The 16243-nt window shown below is 63.3% G+C and carries 15 protein-coding genes; 7 read left to right on the top strand and 8 right to left on the bottom strand.

What is annotated here, in order from left to right:
• Window positions 1-82 precede the first annotated feature (82 nt).
• On the top strand, window positions 83-418 hold the full coding sequence (locus NJ75_RS01425; protein ID WP_039330710.1) for a single-stranded DNA-binding protein: 336 nt from the start codon (window positions 83-85) through the stop codon (window positions 416-418).
• 648 nt (window positions 419-1066) lie between these two features.
• Here the strand turns inward: NJ75_RS01425 and NJ75_RS01430 are convergent.
• The 6 genes from NJ75_RS01430 to NJ75_RS01455 form a co-directional block, all read right to left on the bottom strand.
• Window positions 1067-2395, bottom strand: coding sequence for a sensor histidine kinase (locus NJ75_RS01430; RefSeq protein ID WP_052241792.1), 1329 nt, complete (start codon window positions 2393-2395; stop codon window positions 1067-1069).
• Window positions 2392-3069 (bottom strand): response regulator transcription factor, encoded by a 678-nt coding sequence (locus NJ75_RS01435; RefSeq protein WP_039330712.1) that lies wholly within the window; start codon window positions 3067-3069, stop codon window positions 2392-2394. The genes NJ75_RS01430 and NJ75_RS01435 overlap by 4 nt, the downstream gene beginning before the upstream one ends.
• Before the next feature lie 4 nt (window positions 3070-3073).
• Window positions 3074-4453 carry an efflux transporter outer membrane subunit gene (locus tag NJ75_RS01440; protein WP_039330714.1) on the bottom strand — a complete coding sequence of 460 codons (1380 nt, stop codon included), beginning with the start codon at window positions 4451-4453 and terminating at the stop codon, window positions 3074-3076.
• Window positions 4450-7554 (bottom strand): efflux RND transporter permease subunit, encoded by a 3105-nt coding sequence (locus tag NJ75_RS01445; protein ID WP_039330717.1) that lies wholly within the window; start codon window positions 7552-7554, stop codon window positions 4450-4452. Before NJ75_RS01445 ends, NJ75_RS01440 begins: the two co-directional genes overlap by 4 nt.
• Window positions 7554-8543, bottom strand: a complete 990-nt coding sequence (locus NJ75_RS01450) for an efflux RND transporter periplasmic adaptor subunit (RefSeq protein ID WP_039330719.1) — start codon at window positions 8541-8543, stop codon at window positions 7554-7556. The genes NJ75_RS01445 and NJ75_RS01450 overlap by 1 nt, the downstream gene beginning before the upstream one ends.
• A gap of 224 nt (window positions 8544-8767) precedes the next feature.
• On the bottom strand, window positions 8768-9253 hold the full coding sequence (locus tag NJ75_RS01455; protein ID WP_039330721.1) for a hypothetical protein: 486 nt from the start codon (window positions 9251-9253) through the stop codon (window positions 8768-8770).
• 708 nt (window positions 9254-9961) lie between these two features.
• Between NJ75_RS01455 and NJ75_RS01460 the strand changes: the two genes are divergently transcribed.
• Both NJ75_RS01460 and NJ75_RS01465 read left to right on the top strand, forming a co-directional pair.
• Entirely contained in the window at window positions 9962-10954 is a 993-nt protein-coding gene (locus tag NJ75_RS01460; RefSeq protein WP_039330724.1) for a DUF2493 domain-containing protein, read from the top strand.
• A gap of 248 nt (window positions 10955-11202) precedes the next feature.
• Complete coding sequence (locus tag NJ75_RS01465) at window positions 11203-11769, top strand: hypothetical protein (protein ID WP_137775974.1); 567 nt, start codon at window positions 11203-11205, stop codon at window positions 11767-11769.
• 232 nt (window positions 11770-12001) lie between these two features.
• On the opposite strand, the gene NJ75_RS24200 is transcribed toward NJ75_RS01465, so the two are convergent.
• A complete protein-coding gene (locus NJ75_RS24200) occupies window positions 12002-12175 on the bottom strand; it encodes a hypothetical protein (protein ID WP_156135669.1) in 174 nt (57 codons plus the stop codon).
• A 37-nt stretch (window positions 12176-12212) separates the two neighbouring features.
• Here NJ75_RS24200 and NJ75_RS01470 point away from each other — a divergent pair, with 37 nt between their 5' ends.
• Window positions 12213-12467, top strand: a complete 255-nt coding sequence (locus NJ75_RS01470) for a hypothetical protein (protein ID WP_052241794.1) — start codon at window positions 12213-12215, stop codon at window positions 12465-12467.
• 52 nt (window positions 12468-12519) lie between these two features.
• Here the strand turns inward: NJ75_RS01470 and NJ75_RS01475 are convergent, their stop codons facing one another.
• On the bottom strand, window positions 12520-12786 hold the full coding sequence (locus tag NJ75_RS01475) for a hypothetical protein (RefSeq protein WP_137775973.1): 267 nt from the start codon (window positions 12784-12786) through the stop codon (window positions 12520-12522).
• A 495-nt stretch (window positions 12787-13281) separates the two neighbouring features.
• Between NJ75_RS01475 and NJ75_RS01480 the strand changes: the two genes are divergently transcribed.
• From NJ75_RS01480 to NJ75_RS01490, 3 genes are all read left to right on the top strand, one after another.
• Window positions 13282-13572, top strand: a complete 291-nt coding sequence (locus NJ75_RS01480; RefSeq protein ID WP_022675496.1) for a ribbon-helix-helix domain-containing protein — start codon at window positions 13282-13284, stop codon at window positions 13570-13572.
• Between the two features lie 277 nt (window positions 13573-13849).
• Entirely contained in the window at window positions 13850-15961 is a 2112-nt protein-coding gene (locus tag NJ75_RS01485; RefSeq protein WP_236727030.1) for a type IV secretion system DNA-binding domain-containing protein, read from the top strand.
• Entirely contained in the window at window positions 15958-16242 is a 285-nt protein-coding gene (locus tag NJ75_RS01490; protein WP_052241798.1) for a helix-turn-helix domain-containing protein, read from the top strand. The genes NJ75_RS01485 and NJ75_RS01490 overlap by 4 nt, the downstream gene beginning before the upstream one ends.
• The last annotated feature ends 1 nt before the right edge of the window (window position 16243 follow it).

Here is a 16243-nt window from a genome sequence, read left to right on the forward strand (position 1 = left end):
AGCGCGCGGTGTCCCAGCTCTCCCGCCGAGGCTCGACAAGGGCACCGGCGGACGAGCCGTCGGTACCAAGGAGGCTCTTGCAATGAACATCGTCAACCTCGTCGGCCGTCTCGCCAAGGATCCCGTTGCCCGCGACCGCAGCGACACCCGCATCACCGAACTGATCCTCGTGACTGAACGTCCGGTGATCCGCGACGGCAAGGTCCAGAAGGATCCGGAAACCGGCTACCCGGTCAAGGATGCCGAATTCCACAAGATCACCGTCTTCAACGGCCTCGGGCTCCCGCTGCGCCAGCACAAGGCCAAGGGTGACCAGCTCGCCGTGACGGGCCGCATCCACTACTCGCGCTGGCAGGACGCCGAAGGCAACGACCGCTATGGCTGCGAGATCATCGCCGAGAACGTCGAGTTTCTGTGATCATCAGGAGGGCGGCGCTTCGGTGCCGCCCTTCGCCGCGTTATTGATGGTGCGCACCCGAGTGCGGAGCGCAGGCCGGTTAGTTGCCGGTGGGATTTATCCTGGCACCACGATGACCACAGCTGCAGCGCAAGTGCCGGGCTACCATGTCCAGTTTGAGGGGGATCGACCTGGTGAAGCACTGATCGCGCAGCCGGGCCGCCGGCATGATGACTACACGCCTGCAGCGGCCGCACTCGATCTGCGCATTGAGGCCATGACGAACGAGATCGGCGACAGAATCGAGGCGTTTGGTTCCCATACGCCACCGAGAACATATAAAGAACTTTATCGTCAAGGGATGCCGAAGGGGAGGTTGGCGCCTGCCGGCCTATGGCCGGCATCGCACTTTATTCCGCCGGGCTGCCGGCAGCACACAAGCCTTGCTCGTGTGCTGCGTCTGCGACCGGCGTCACCGAGTCCCTGCCGGGTCTCGGCCCGTTCGGGTGGCGATCGCTGGCGCGGTGAGCTTTGCCCAAGCCATGCGTTGCTTTCGGTTCCGCAGGGTATGCTCTTATGTCCGGTTTAGGGAAGCAGTTTGATCGCGCCGGATGACCGGAAGTGGGTGGAAAGGCGAATGGCAGCATCTGGACGACCTGTCGGGTAAGATCAAAACTCGATGTGCACACCAAAGCCCGGGCGCGGGGCAATGGTGGCGCTGCCAGAATGGGCGGCAACGATTGCCGCAACCATGGCCAGCCCCAGACCATGGCCGGGTGTGGATCGGCTGCGGTCTACCCGTGCAAACCGATTAAAGAGGTCTGGCGCCTCATTCTCGCTCACGCCCGGACCATCATCAGTGACGGCGAGGCTGATGCCATTATGGGTGCTTTCGAGGACGATGTGGACGGTCGTTCCCTGCGGCGTGTGCTGCGCGGCATTGTCGAGCAGGTTCGTGAGCATCTGTTGCAGCAGTCTGCGATCGCCGCGCATAGTCAGGGCGGGCGCAATGCTGGTTACAAGCTGGTGGCCGCTGCTCTCCATTGAGGGTCGGAACGCCTCTGCCACATCGGTCACCACCGCGGTGAGATCCACCGTCTGGAAGTGCGCGCGGGCGGCCATACCTTCGACCTCCGCAATCCGCAGCAGGGCGGAAAAGACCTCCAGCAACTCACCTGCTTCCCCGGCGGCAGCCTCGATGGCCTCGCGTTGAAGCACGGCGTCGTGCTCGTGCAGGGCCTCGTCGAGCCGGTTTTGCAAGCGTGTCAGCGGCGTGCGCAGGTCGTGGGCAACATCGCTTGAGACCTGGCGCAGGTTCTCCATCAGGCCGGCGATCCGGTCGAGCATCCGGTTGAGCGTCGTAGCCACGCCGTCGAACTCGTCGCCGGCCCCGGCTAAGGGAACCCGCCGCGACAGATCGCCAGCAATGATCGCAGCCGCAGTCTGATCGATGCGGGCAAGGCGGCGGCGTGTGACGATACCCACCAGCCAAGCCGCACCGATGCCGAGTAGCAGCATCGCGCCGAATGCGCCGAGAAACAGCTGGATGAAGCGGATGTCCATCTCGTCGATTGCGGCGCGATCCGCTCCGACAAGCAGCCGGTAGCCACCCGGGAGGGCGGTGGTCAGCGTTTGCGCGATCCGCTCCTCGCCGCCCAACTTGTAAGGCAGCAGCTCGACATAGCCGGGCTTTGACGGGACAATCGTATCGAGCGATCCCGCTACGGGTCTGTTTTGAGCATCGACGAGCCGATAGCCGAGGCTTGCCGTGCTGCTCGCCGCCTCACGTCGACGGATGGCGGCAGCCACGCCCTCATGTCCGTCCTGCCCTTCGTCGATCAGCGCCTGCGTCTCGATGGCAATGCGGTGATCGAGTTGCAGTTCGAGCGCCTCATGGGTGGTTTCGAATGCCACCGCGCCGATCACGAGTGTCGCCAGCGCAAAACCCATGGCGACGGCGGCCACCAGACCGAAAGTGCCGCGCCACCAGCGCTTCATCCGCCGTCCCTGATGAGATAGCCCGCGCCGCGCACGGTCTCGATCGGATCGCTGTCGAACCCGGCATTGAGCTTGGACCGCAACCGGCTGAGATGGGTCTCGACGATGTTGGTCTTGGGATCGAAGTCGAAATCCCACACCCGTTCGAGCAGCATGGTGCGGGTCATGATCCGCCCGGGGTGCCGCATCAGCTCGGCCAGAAGCGTGAACTCGCGGGGTTGGAGCGCGATCCTGCGTCCTGCACGCAAAACCGTGCGGCGATGCAGATCGAGCTCGATGTCGCCTGCGATCAGCCGGGCGGGCTCCGCTGCGGTCGAAGGACGACGACCGAGCGCATGGATGCGTGCCGCCAACTCGGTAAAGGCGAACGGCTTGACCAGATAATCGTCAGCTCCGCCTTCCAGCCCTTCGACCCGATCGGCAATTCCGCTGACTGCTGTTAGCATCAGCACCGGGGTGGTGTTCCCGGCAGCGCGCAAAGCCTTGACGAGCGCCAGCCCATCCAGCCCCGGCAGCATCCGATCGACCACCATGGCATCGAAGCCGCCATCGGTCGCCTGGAACAGCCCGTCGCGGCCGTCGCCGCTGGTCACCACCTGATGTCCCAGCTCGGCAAGGCCGCGGGCAATGAACTGGCTGGTTTCGGTATCGTCCTCGACGATCAGGATTCTCATGGGGTCATTCTAACGGCTTGGCACCGCTGCGCCAGCCACCGCCAAGCGCGCGGAACAGCGCCACCTGCGCCTGTGCAACCGCGAGTTCGGACTGCGCGAGCGACAGCTCGGCCTGCGCCAATGTCCGGTCGGCGTCGATCCGCAGGAGTGGTGCCGCATCGCCAAGCCTGACGCGCGCCTCGGCGCGGCGAGCGTAGAGACGCCCTTCGTCGCGGGCTTCGGTCAGCGCGCGGTTGCGGCGCACTTCGCCATCATAGGCCGCAAGAGCCGTCTCGACATCGCGCAGCGCCCGGAGGACCGCCACATCCCATCCAGCCAGCGCTGCCCGCTCGGTCGCTTCAGCCTGTTCGATACGTGCGCGGGCCGGGGCCTGATTGGGAAAGGCCCAGCTCACCAGCGGCGACCCGGTCGCGACCAGCCCTCCGCTCAGCAGGCCGAGCGCCCCGCCAAGGTTGATACGGGGGTAGAGATCGGCACGAGCAACACCGATCCGCGCGGTGGCGGCAACAAGGCGCCGCTCGGCCTCGCGGATGTCCGGGCGGCGCAGCAGCAAAGCCGTGCCATCGCCGACCGGAGCCGCATTGCGCAGTTTGGGCGGCGCGCTGCAAGTCACGGGATTGCTGCGGGCCTCTCCTGCCGGACGACCTGCGAGAGTGGCGAGGCGGTAGCGCGCATTGGCCTGCGCGGCTTCCAACGGTGCGATGGTTGCCTTGGTCGAGGCGACAAGGTTGGCGGCCTGCGACACTTCCAGCGGGGAGACCTCGCCTGCCGCCAGCTGGCTGCGGATGATTGTCAGCGCGCGGTCCTGAAGCGCGACCTGCTCTTGCACGACGGCAAGGCTGCGGGTTGCGCCGCACAGATCGACATAGGCCAGAACCGTATCGGCGACGACCGCGACCTTTACCCCATCGAGAGCAGCGGCCTGCGCTTCGGCATCGGCGCGGGCAGCGAGTGCGCCTGAACGGAGCCGTCCGAACAGGTCTGCGTCCCAGCTGGCGGTCACCCCCAGATCGTAGTCGGTCGTCGGCACGTTGCCCGAGGCGCTGGGCTGATTGGCGGGCTTGTCGACGCCGAGACTGCTCTCGATCGTGGTCTGGGGAAGCCGGGCGGCTTGCGCCTGACGCAACGCCGCGCGCGCACCATCAAGATTGGCATAGGCCACTCTGAGATCGGCATTCGCCGCAAGGCTGGCCTCCACCAAGCGGTCAAGCACCGGATCATCATAGAGCCGCCACCAATCATCGGGCACAGGCTCGATAGAAGCGACCGGCAGGCTCGCGAACGGCCCGGCAGCGATCGTGGGATCGACCTTGGTTGCCGCAGGCGGGGCCGTTGTCGCACAAGCGGTCACCATCAGCGCCGCGACGGGGACTAGCCGCTTCATGCCACCGCCTCCGCAAGGTCCGGCTCGGGTGCCGGACGCTCCTTGCCAAAGCGGGCATAAAGCGCGGGCATCAGGAACAGGTTGAGCGCGGTCGATGAGATCAGGCCGCCGAGGATGACGATTGCCATGGGATGCTCGATCTCGTGGCCTGGCTTGTCGCCCGCGACCACGAGCGGCACCAGCGCAAGCCCGGCGCACAGGGCGGTCATCAGGATCGGCACCAGACGTTCCTGAGCGCCGCGAAGGATCAGGGCCGGGCCGAACTCCTCGCCCTCGAACCGTCGCAGATGATCGTAGTGCGAGAGCAGCATGATGCCATTGCGCGCGGAAATCCCGATTACGGTGACAAAGCCGACCAGCGATCCCAGCGACAGAACCCCGCCGGTGAGCGCGACCCCGATCACCCCACCGACCAGCGCGAAGGGCAGGCTGAGGCCGACCAGCGCGGTGATCCGCGTCGAGCGGAACTCCAGCCACACGAGCAGCAGGATACCGACAAGGCAGGCAAGGCCAACCGTCCACAGCCGCGAACGCGAATCCTTGAGCGCTGCATATTCGCCGAGAACCTCGGGGTGATAGCCAGTGGCGAAGGGCACCTCGCTCACTGCCGCCTCGACCCCGCGCGCTACGGCTCCGAGATCGGCATCGCTGGCAATGTTGAGCGTGACATCGAGACGGCGCTGGCCATCCTCGCGCTTGATCTCGTTGGGCGCGGGCACGATCACTACATCCGCGACATCGCGCAGGCGCACCGGCGCGCCGACTGGAGTCTGGATCATCAGATCGGCAAGCGCGTGCTGATCGCCGCGAATGGCTGGCTCGCCCCATAAGGCGACGTCGAAAGCCTTTTGGTCGCGGTAGATCTCGCCCAGCTTCGCGCCAGCGACGAGGGTCTGTGCCTGCCGCCGCACTTCTCCCGGCGTAAGGCCCAGTGTCACCAGATCGGCCGAGCGAGGACGGATCTGGATCTGCGGCACGAGCACCTGCTGTTCGACCTTGAGGTCGGTCACACCGGAAATGCTGGCGACCTTGCCGCGCACCCGCTCGGCTGCGGCGCGCAGCTCGTCCTGATCGGGGCCGTAGATTCGCACCACCACGGTCGCGCCTGCGCCCGAGAGCACCTCCTTGATGCGCTCGCGCAGATAGGTGAGCACGTCGCGGTAAAGGCCGGGATAGCCGTCAACCACTTCCTTGATCCGGGCAACGCTGGCGTCGTAGTCCGCCTCATCGTCAAGGCTGATCCACAGCTCGGTGAAGTTCGGGCCAACCACTTCGTCCGCAGCCTCGGCACGCCCGATATGCGCACCGAAATTGCGCACACCGGGGATCGCGCGCAGCTCCTTCGAGGCGCGGATCGTAATGCGGTCCATCGCATCGATACCGACGCCCGGCTTCTCGACGAAGTGCATCAGAAAGTCTGTCTCGCGGAAGTCGGGCAGGAACTGGTCCTTGAATCCCAGATAGCCCACGCCGGAAAGCAGCAAGCCGCCGGCGACGATGCCCATGGCAAGCCGTGGCCGATCGATGAGCCGGGGAAGGACGCCGAGGTAGCGCTGCTTCAGCGAGGCGACAAAGCGCGTGTCGCGATGCTCCTTCATCGGCGCATTGGGGAGCAGCATCAGGCACATCGCAGGGGTCACCACCAGCGCGACCAGCAACGATGCGGCAATCGCCAGCACATAGGCAATCGCCAATGGCCGGAAGAATGTCCCCGCCACCCCGCCGAGGAAGAAGATCGGCAAGAATACCAGCATCACGATCAGCGAGGCGAAGACCACCGCCGTGCGCACTTCGAGCGAAGCCGACAGAACTACGGCAAAGGCCGAGCGCGGTTTGCCCGCCTCGCGGTTCAGGCGAAGACGGCGGGCGATGTTCTCGACATCGATGATAGCATCGTCGACCACCTCGCCGAGCGCGATCACCAGTCCGGCGATCACCATTGTGTTGATCGTCGCCCCGCTCCACAGCAGCACGAGCCCGGCTGCGAGCAGCGACAGCGGGATCGCCACAAGGCTGATCGTCGCCTGCCGCCAGTCACGGGTAAAGGCGAACAGCACAATTGCGACCAGCACGCAGCCGATCATCAGCGCACGGGTCAGATTGTCGATCGACTTCTCGATGAAGGTTGCCGGGCGGAAGATCGTGGTATCGATCTTCACATCCTTGAGGCCCGGGCGCAGCTCTGCGACCGCCGCCTCGACATCGCGGGTCAGCTGGAGCGTATTGCCGGTCGGCTGCTTCTCGACGATCAGCATGAGGCCGGGGCCATCGTCGATGATCGCATTGCCGATGGGAGCGGCAAAGCCATCGGTCACCCGCGCGACATCGCCGACCCGAACTGGCGCATCGCCTGCAATCTTGATAACCGTGTTGGCGAGATCCTCGGAGGTTTGGATGGCGCTGGCCTGTTGCACCGGCAGCCGCTGGTTGGGCGTATCGACAAAGCCGCCGCCGCCGACCAGCACGGCATCCCCGGTTGCTGCGCGCAGCTCGGCGAGCGTCACGCCCGAGGCTTGCAGCCGGTCGGGGTCGGCAAGAACCTGAAGCTGGCGATCACGATAGCCCCACACCGCGACGTTGGCGACGCCCGGCACCGACATAAGCTTGGGCCGGATCGTCCAGCGCACCAGCTCAGACAGCTGCATCTGATCGAGCTTCTTGGAGGAGATGCCTATCTTCATGGCCCGGCTCGTGGACGATAGCGGCGGCAGCATAACAGGCGGGCGAGCAGCGGCAGGCAGTCGCGCCTGCACCTGTGCCACGCGCTCCTGCACCAGTTGGCGGGCGCGGATCACATCGGTGCCGCGCTCGAACAGGATCGTCACCGACGACAGCCCCAGCACCGACTTCGACCGCAGGGTTGCCAGATCAGGCACGCCATTGACCGCGGTTTCGATCGGCACCGTGATCAGACTTTCGACCTCCTCGGTCGACAGGCCCGGCGCCTCGGTCTGGATCTCGACAATGGGCGGAGCGAACTCCGGGAAAACATCAAGCGGCACATCGGCCGACGCGCGCAGGCCGAGCACCACCAGCAGCGCCGCCATGGCGAGCACCAGCACGCGCTGCTTCAGCGCGGAGCGAACCAGCCAGGCCAGCATCAGTGCGCGACCCCGAACTCGGTGCCGAACAGCTCGGCAGCGCCTGCGGTGACCACCAGCGTGCCAGGACGCAGGCCCCGCGAAAGGATCGCGCGGCCACCTTCCGTTGCTGCCACCTCGATGCGCTGGCGCACATAGGTGTCGGCTTCGGTCTTGGCATAGACCCATTCACCGCCATAGATGTCGCTCAGAATCGCAGAGGTCGGCACGGACAGCCCTTCGCTCCTTCCACCAGCAAGCGGGAGCGCGACGCTGACCCTCTGGCCGACGCGGTATGCCCGATCACGATTATCGAGCGCGAAATAGAGATCGACGGTGCCGGCCACTGCATTGGCAGATGGCGGCGCATCGACGGGCCGCGCCGATCGCTTGGCACCTTCCTGTCCAAGCGGCGAGACCAGCGCCGACTGTCCTTGTTGCAGCCCGGCAAGGTCACTCCCGAAAACCGGGACCCGCACCCAGACGTGGCGCTGGGTTCCAAGGCTCGCCACCGCAGGCCCGAGCAGGCGGCGCTGGGCAGCCGCAGCGTCGGCAGCAGCCTTTGCCGCACCAAGTGCTGCCGTCGCTTCATCGCGCGCGCGGATGCTTCCCGCTTCCTCGTCAACCAATGTCGAGGCGCGATCGTAGGCGACGCGCGCCAAGGCCAGTTGCGCCCTTGCCCGCGCAAGTTCACCATCGGCGGCCACCTGTTGTGCGGCGAGTTGTTGCAGGTTGCTGGCGGAGTTGATTGGCGCGCCGCCGACGCCCGCCGGGATGACGATCTCGCCGCTGGTCATGCGCACGGCCGATGCGGTGCCCGTCCCGATCCGCTCGGTTACAATCCCGAGCCGCTTCTGCGCTTCCGGCGTAAGCTTCAGGCGGACAAGTTCGGTCTCGTGGGCGATCGCCTCGCTGTGAACAGGTGGCTTGCCAGGCGCAGCGGGTTCGCTTCCGCAGGCGGTCAGGAGAATGGAAGGGACGAAAGCGACAAGGGCGAAGCGGTTTGGCATTCCTGCCGCATAAAGCGCCTACATTGGGGCAGTGTTGGCAAAGCTATACAATATCCCAATGTTGCAGCGTGATCCGCTGAAGTCTTGGGGTTACCATGCTTAGGGCAGCTATGGGGTCGCTTTCAGAATGTCGGCTTTCGGTAGCGACGTGAACGAAACTGCCGGGCCGCTTCAAGTACGGGTCATGCTCCTCGCGGAATGTAGCCGGGCACTGCCAAAGGACCCTATCGGTCCTTCCGATCCAGACGGACCGCCTTTCCGATAAAGCCCGGAGGATCTTGCACGAAATGCGCTGCGTCCGATTGGAGAACCGTCCTGATCACAGCTTCCCTGCTTGGCTGGATCATCGCACCTTCCGGCGTTGCAAAGACGCAGTCGAAATACTGCGCGAGCTCGCAGACCCCGCCGATCAATGGCAGCGAGATATCTGCCACGTCGAAGCGGACCTGGATTTCTTCGATGTATTGCTCATCGAAGCTCACCTGGATGTCGTCGTTCGGCTCGTCACCCCACACCCGGAGACCGGTGTAGGATCGCGGCTTCTCGGGCAACAGCGCGTCGAGTTTCGTGAACAGCACGTCCGCCTCTGCGATTGGCAGCGCCAGAACAGCCTCCTCGAGCTGCGTGCGGCTCATCCGTGCAGCGTCGACCCCTGCGATACGCGCCGCAGAGGCAGGGATCAGGTTGATGACGAACTGCCAGACGGCCATCACTCGAACATAGCGCCATTGCGGGGGCCGACAATGGGCTCATTACATGAACGCGGGAGCTGCTTTGCCGCACCCCGGCGCCGCCGCCCGTCCGGGCAGGGCAGCGCCCCTTACCCGCGAACGCGCCCTTCCTTGTCAGGAAGGCGTTCGCGGTCGGAGCTTTCCGACCGTAATGCGCGCAGCGGCGCGCAGGCGGGTCATTCGGCATCCTCCGTCCGGCCAAGTATCGGCTCAGGCTGTCGCTGCGCTTGACTTCGCCGCCCGCGCGGCGGCGCTGCCGGCCTTGCGGCATCGTCCCTGGCAGTCCGTCGCCTGCCGACCAACCCCGCCAAAGGGCCTCTCAAGATTGGTGGTGTTCCCGCTGTAACCCCTGCGCGGGGCCGAAGGGGCGGCCCGGCGTGGCGCTGATGCGCCTGACCGGGCCTGCCTTCGTCTCTCTTGCTCGGGGGCGGGAACGTCTCTTCCACACACAGGAACACCTGCCGAAACATATCGGTCTCCGGCGCTCGTCAAGGATCGCGGTTCCCCCAATTTTCCACACACGTGCCTGCTGCGCTGCGCTTGCGGCAAGTGCGCAGAAAATCGGCACCCCCACGCCCGCCATGGCGGCGGCGAGCATGGCTCGCCGTCCCTGACTGCACGCCTCCCAACCGATGGGTTGTCGGCCGTTCCCGATGTGGGGACGATTTCAACAATCGGAGGCTACCCATGCAGAAATTCAACAGCTTCGCTGATCTCGCCAATGCGCGCATCGAACTCGCCGACAGCCGTGACGGTATCGTCGAATCCTACGACGGTGCCTTTGTCGAGCACAGCGATCTTGCCAAGCTGAGCATCATCGATGAACCGATCGCAGCTGAAATGCCGGATCCCGACATGGCGCGCCGCGCCGTGGAGATGGCTATCGGAACGATCTTCGATGTCCTCAAGGACACGCGCATGGAGGAGTTCGCGCAGCAACTTGCCTGGGGCATGGTCAACTCGTTTCACATGACCGCCCGTCTGGCCGAGGGGCGCGAAGACGATGCCGCCAAGAAGCTGGGTGAGGTCGCTCGTCACTTTGATCCTTCGGAGATCTACGCCGTGGAACTCGAGGAGACACAAGCGCTCTGCCAGACCCTGCAAGGATGCCGAGAAGCCCTCGAGGCAATGCGGGACCATGCTGCCGACGTCTACCGGGTCGAAACAGGCCGGGTATTCACAGCCACGCGCGGGTCGCAGGTCAGCAAGAATGGTGTGACCGCCTCGCAGGTCCAGGCACAGGATTACCTTGCCGCTCGGGCGAGAGATCGGCGGGCACAGTTCCAGCCCGATGGTCCGCTAGTGATCGTCTCTGGCGGCCAGCAGGACTGGCATGACTTCGAGATGATCTGGGAGATCCTCGATGACATCAAGGCCCGCATCCCAACGATGGTTCTGGGGACGACCGGAATGCGCAAGGGTGTCGATGCCATGGCGAATGCCTGGGCACAGCGGAACGGGGTGCAAACCATCCTCTTCATGCCCGATCGTCGCCACGGCAACCGTGCCCCGTTCTTGCGCAATGAGAACATCGTGAAGCTGGGGCCGGTCGAGGCGATTATCGGCGAGGGTTCCGGCATCCAGTCCAACTTGGCACAGCGCCTCCGCCAGGCGGGAGTGCCGCTCCACATCCGGCGCATCAGTGATCAGCGCAAGCCAGGCTCACGCAGCCTCGCATGAGCGCTTTATGGAAGGCTCCGGCTCTGACCGGGGCCTTCCAATCTTCTTTCGTGCGAGCACGGGCTCAGGGGGCATCGAACCCCCCTTGCCCGTCACGGAGGAAGCCCGCTGGTGCCAGATGCTAAGCGCCGATTGGAACATGCAAAGGGCGGGCCGAGATCGGTGAGAATGGCCCCGCTCAGTATCCGGTCCTCACCCCTAAAAGAGGAGGGGGAAAGCAAGATGGCGAGCAGCAGCAGGAGGTAAAGATGCTCGTCACATTCAGGGTGAAGGACAAGACCACTCGGCTCCATTCCGAACCTGCGGAAATCTCCGCGCTCGAGCTCGCAAGCTTGATGCGGCGGCTGCACGCGGGCCATGCCGACATCGAAACCGAGAGTCACGAATTCTCGGCTACACCGCTCAACTTCGAAGTCAACGCGAACTCTCTTTCCCTCGCAAGCTTTGCCGCCTGCTTTGACTGGCGCGCCGAGGTGATTGCGATTGTCGAGGAGGCGCAGTTTCTTGGGCGAACGCTGCGTGTCCACTGCCCCGGCGGACCCTCCCCGATCACCATCATGGTCTCCGAGCATATCGCCCTTGCGCGCGACATCCCGCTGCCATCGGAACTTTCCGCCAAGGTTGTGCGGGCACTGGGGCAGGGCGACGGTTCAGAGGGGGAAATCTCGCTGGATGCGCTACGTGCCCTGCTTAGCGATCACCATACCGCTGAAGCCTTTCGCAGTGCCCAGATCGAGACCGTCTTCGAAAGCCTGTCGGTCCTTGCATACACCGATTGCGGCGAACAGTTTCCAACAATGGAATGGGCGCCGTGAGCGCGCTCTCAGGTAAAGCACTGCTCATCCGCTGAATGGCAATCTTGCTCCCGTTTCTGAATACACAGCGCTAACCAGTTTCAGGTCGATCGACGAACAGCCTCCCGCTCGTTCGGCAAGGGAAAAGGGTGCCCGGCCTCAAGTCGTGGTGCCCTTTTCTCATGCCATGGAACCAGCGCTCTGCGCGAAGACGGCGACGCTCCCAAGGCGCGGTGTAAATCCGACTTCAGCCTCATGCCAATGGCCCGTCCACCACCATCGCCATGAGCACTCCGGACATGCCCGGGTCAACCACAAACAGGCCGACCGGGAAGTCCGCAAGCGGACTTCCGCACCACTCGACCAGTTTGCGGTCAAGCCTCCGCTTCGCTCCGGTGACCCGAGCACATCCGGAGCGCTGTTTCATGGCATGGCGGACGAGCCGCCAACGACAGGAGGCAACGATGTGCTACACCGCAGAAGCCTATGAAGCTGACACCGCCACGATCCGCCAGATTGATACCGACATCATCGCACTCGATGAGAAGATCATGCAGGCAGAACGGCGCTCCTATCACACCTTCTTCGATGTGCACGTGGTCCAGGCCGGAGACGGCTCATATCTGCTGATCGAGGAAGGTGACTACGGTGAGCTTCCGCTGCATCTGATCGACGACATCGTCTACACCGCAACCGGCAAAATGGACGACGAGTATTGAGCCCAACGGGTGCGGGTCGCCGCACCCAAAGGTCTTTGTGTCACTCTGCCCCTCAGCCCAATTTGGTCAGCGCGTCGATCGCCGCTTTGGGCTTCACTTTGACGGCGAGTTCGAGCAGCTGGATTGCCCGGTCTTGCCCCACCTTTCGCACCAGTCTGGCGAGCTGCTTCTCCGCCTCTTCCTGTTCGAGTTCAGCGAGCTTTTTCTTGCGCTCCGCCAACTCCTTTTCAGCGGCTTCCAAAGCAGCGCGCTCGCGTTCAACCTTTGACACCATAAGGCCTAATCCTCGCGTCTCGTTTGATTGCCAGATGATATCCATCTGTGGAGTCAAATCGAGACGTTTTTTTGTCTGATGCTTCTGCGCCCTCGCGGACAATCGTGATGACACCCCGCAGCTGAGGCTTCGAGACGGGCACTGCCGATCGTCGTCGATACAGTGCAGTCTCCGATATCGGGGCACGCCGGCCTTCGGCCTGGCTTCCTTCCGGAATGCCACCTCCGACATGCGACTCCCACCAAACCTTTGATCTCAGCACATAGCCGCCAAGTCCCTGAGAAAGCACACCGAACACGGTTTGACCGTAAGGCGTTTCGGAACGAATCACGTTTAATTGCAGGAGGTTAGACGCAAATAGGCGACCCCGGGGATCGGCGAAACATGTTTCGGGCACTTACGGAGAACGTCTAAAGCATGTGAAATCAGAGAGATAGCGCCGCAACATGTTTCGGATCGCAAAGCGCTTTTCATGGCGTTTCGGCTACGGTATAAATGCGCCTGCGGTATCCAAGCCATGCATAACCTTGTGAGGTTTGCATGGGTAAAGTCTTCAAAGGCATCGGCATCGGTCTGTCCGAGGAGGTGCTGCGCGAGCTGGATGCATTTGCCACCAGCAAGGGTGTTTCGCGGGCTGAAGCGATCCGGGCTTCGATTGCCGTTGGCCTCCCCCTCCTCAACCTTGGCATCGCGCTCAATGCCGAACGCGCTCTGACGATCCTCGAGCATACTCAGCTCGCGCTGTCGCTTCTGGTTGAACGGCAATACCCCGAGGACGTCAACGAGCTCATCGATATGGCTCTGCGCAACGTGCGTGAATACCATGCGTGAGGACATCCGTTTCAGCAAGAAAGCCGTCACGCTGACTCACGACTCCGCGCGCGGAAAAGTGAAGCGAAATGCCGGCAATTTCACTCGCGGATCGCAGCTGTTTCACCATCAGATTCTGATGACCTGGGCAGGGGTGCGTATCCCTCTTTACACATGGGCCGGGACAACGCTCTGTCTGCTGTCCCTGCTCGTTGCGATCACCTTCAAGGACCATGAGGTGAACCTTGTTCTGATGCGGGTCCTTGCGGAGTTCTGGAATTGGGTCGGACTGAACCCCATGAAGTCCGTCAACCTGACCCTCCCGTCGGGCGATATGGTGCAGGGCCGGATGCATATGGTGCCCTTTCATCCCGCCGTGATGGCGGCATGGGGAAAGGCCATTCAAGTGACCGTCTCAGCCATGCTGGGATCGGTCTTCATTTGCGTGCCGCTGACGATCTGGTTCTTTGACTACTCGCGACGCCGCGGGTCAGAGATTCTCACCGAGCGCCATGAGCGCGGTGCGGTCAAGGTCGAGCGTGATGTGCTCATTGCCGCGATCAAGCAGTACAACTGGAATGAGCACCAGAAGGAATGCCTTGCCCGGGTTCCGGCAGAGGATCCCGATGCGGTTCTCAAGGAGAGCCTCAAGAGCCGCACTCGCCGCGGACTTCACCAACCCTACAGGCTGGCTGGTGTCCCGTTCCCTTGGCGCCTCGAGCAGAGCCACGCGATGTTCATCGGCACCACTGGAGCAGGCAAGACAACCGAGCTCAAGAAGATCGTCACACAGGCGCGCGCGCGGGGCCATCGGTGCGTCATCTTCGACCTCACCGGGACCTTCGTCGAGAGCTTCTACGAAGAGACCACCGACTTCATTCTCAATCCGATGGATCAGCGTTGCCAACCCTGGTCGATCTTCAACGATTGCGACAACTATGCCGAGTTCATGAGTGCCGCCAGCGCGCTGGTCCCGAGCGGCCGCAATGCGGACGATGATTTCTGGCAGAAGTCGGCCCGCACAATCTTTGTCGAAATGTGCATGAAGATGATCAAGCTCGGCATCCGCTCGAACGGCGGGCTTGCCTACTTCCTGATGCACGCCGACCTCAAAACAATCAGCCGCTATCTCGAAGGAACTATCGCAGCTCCGTTGATGTCGCCGTCAGCTGCAAAAATGGCCGAAGCGATCCGGGCAACCTTCAATGCGAACGCCAACGTATTCCGCTTCTTGCCTGAGCCGGCCAACGGTCAGCCCGGCTTCTCGATCAACAAGTGGATGACCGAGGATGTGAAGGAAGGATCGATCCTTTTCATCACGTCGACCCACCCAGACCTTGTGCTTAATCGGCCGCTGCTGACCTTGTGGATGGACATTGCCGTCAACGCTCTGTTTCGCATGGGCCGGACCCGCAATCTGCGCACCTGGTTTCTCATTGACGAAGTCCATGCGCTCCATCGTCTGCCCGCCATCGAGAACGGCCTTCAGACCGCCCGAGGGGTCGGCGGTGCCTTCATTCTGGGAATGCATTCCTTCGGTGCCTTGCAGGACACTTACGGGGAGAATGGCGCGACGCATCTCACGTCTCTCGCTGGCACCAAACTGATCCTTAAACTGGCCGATCCGGCCACTGCCCAGCGCTGCTCGGAGTTCATTGGCCGGCGCGAGGTCAGGCAGATGGATGAGGCCTATTCCTATGGCTACAACAGCAACCGGGATGCTTCGACGATCACACCGCGCACCCAGGTGGCCGAACTCGTCTTCCCGGACGACATTTCCAACCTTCCGTCGATGCACGGCTTTGTGAAGTTCCCGGACGGATTTCCGGCAGCCCGGATCGAGCTCAGTTGGAAAGATTACAAGGCGCGCGCGCCCGGTTTCGTTCGTGTCACGGATATGCGCGCGGCAGACTATGTTCCAACGCCCGAGGAAGCCGCAGAGATGTTGATGAGGGCAGGTGAGGAGAGCGGTCCGGACAGGCAGCCGCAGCGGTCTGAAAAGCCCGTCGATGCGGAGCGCACCGATGCCGAGCAGGAAGCGGAAAGGCTGCGCGAGGAGATCGAGCGATCGGTCGAACGAACCGTCGAAGAGGCTGAGCGAATTCTGCGCGAACAGCGCAAGGAGGAAGAGAGCGCTGGGCCACCGACGCGCGATCACGACCCCCACAGCGCCTTCAAGTTCAGCAAGTCTGGCGAGAAGGACAGACGCGAGAGGCAGCAATTCGCTTTGAAGGATGTCGAGGAGCGATCTGGTCTCACGCGGAACCGTACTGAACAGCTGCGCGACAAGGATGCGCGGGATGCGGGCCAGGAGAGCGAGATCCAGCGTGAAAACATCCATGGCTTCGGGGCCGAGGACAAGCGCCGCGCAGAGCCTTCGATTGATGACGATCAGGAGCCGGAACGATGACGGTTCACATCACTGTCCGGAAGCCGGCACCAGCATCCTGCGTTGCCTTCGGCCTACGGCTGCGGACGCTGCGAGCGGCGCTTTCCAAGACGCAGGGCGAGTTCGCCTCGGACCTTGGAATCGCGGTGAAGACGGTCAAGAATTATGAAGGCGGTCACAGGGATCCGCCAGCCACTCTCGTCGCGCTTGTCTGCATCAAATTCACTGTCGATCCAGCCTGGCTTCTGCTGGGCGATGCCGCTCGTCCAATGTTCCAGTCAACGCCTCGGGAAGGGGCCTGAC

It is taken from the genome of Novosphingobium subterraneum, from assembly GCF_000807925.1.
In the GTDB taxonomy this organism is placed as follows: Bacteria; Pseudomonadota; Alphaproteobacteria; order Sphingomonadales; family Sphingomonadaceae; genus Novosphingobium; species Novosphingobium subterraneum.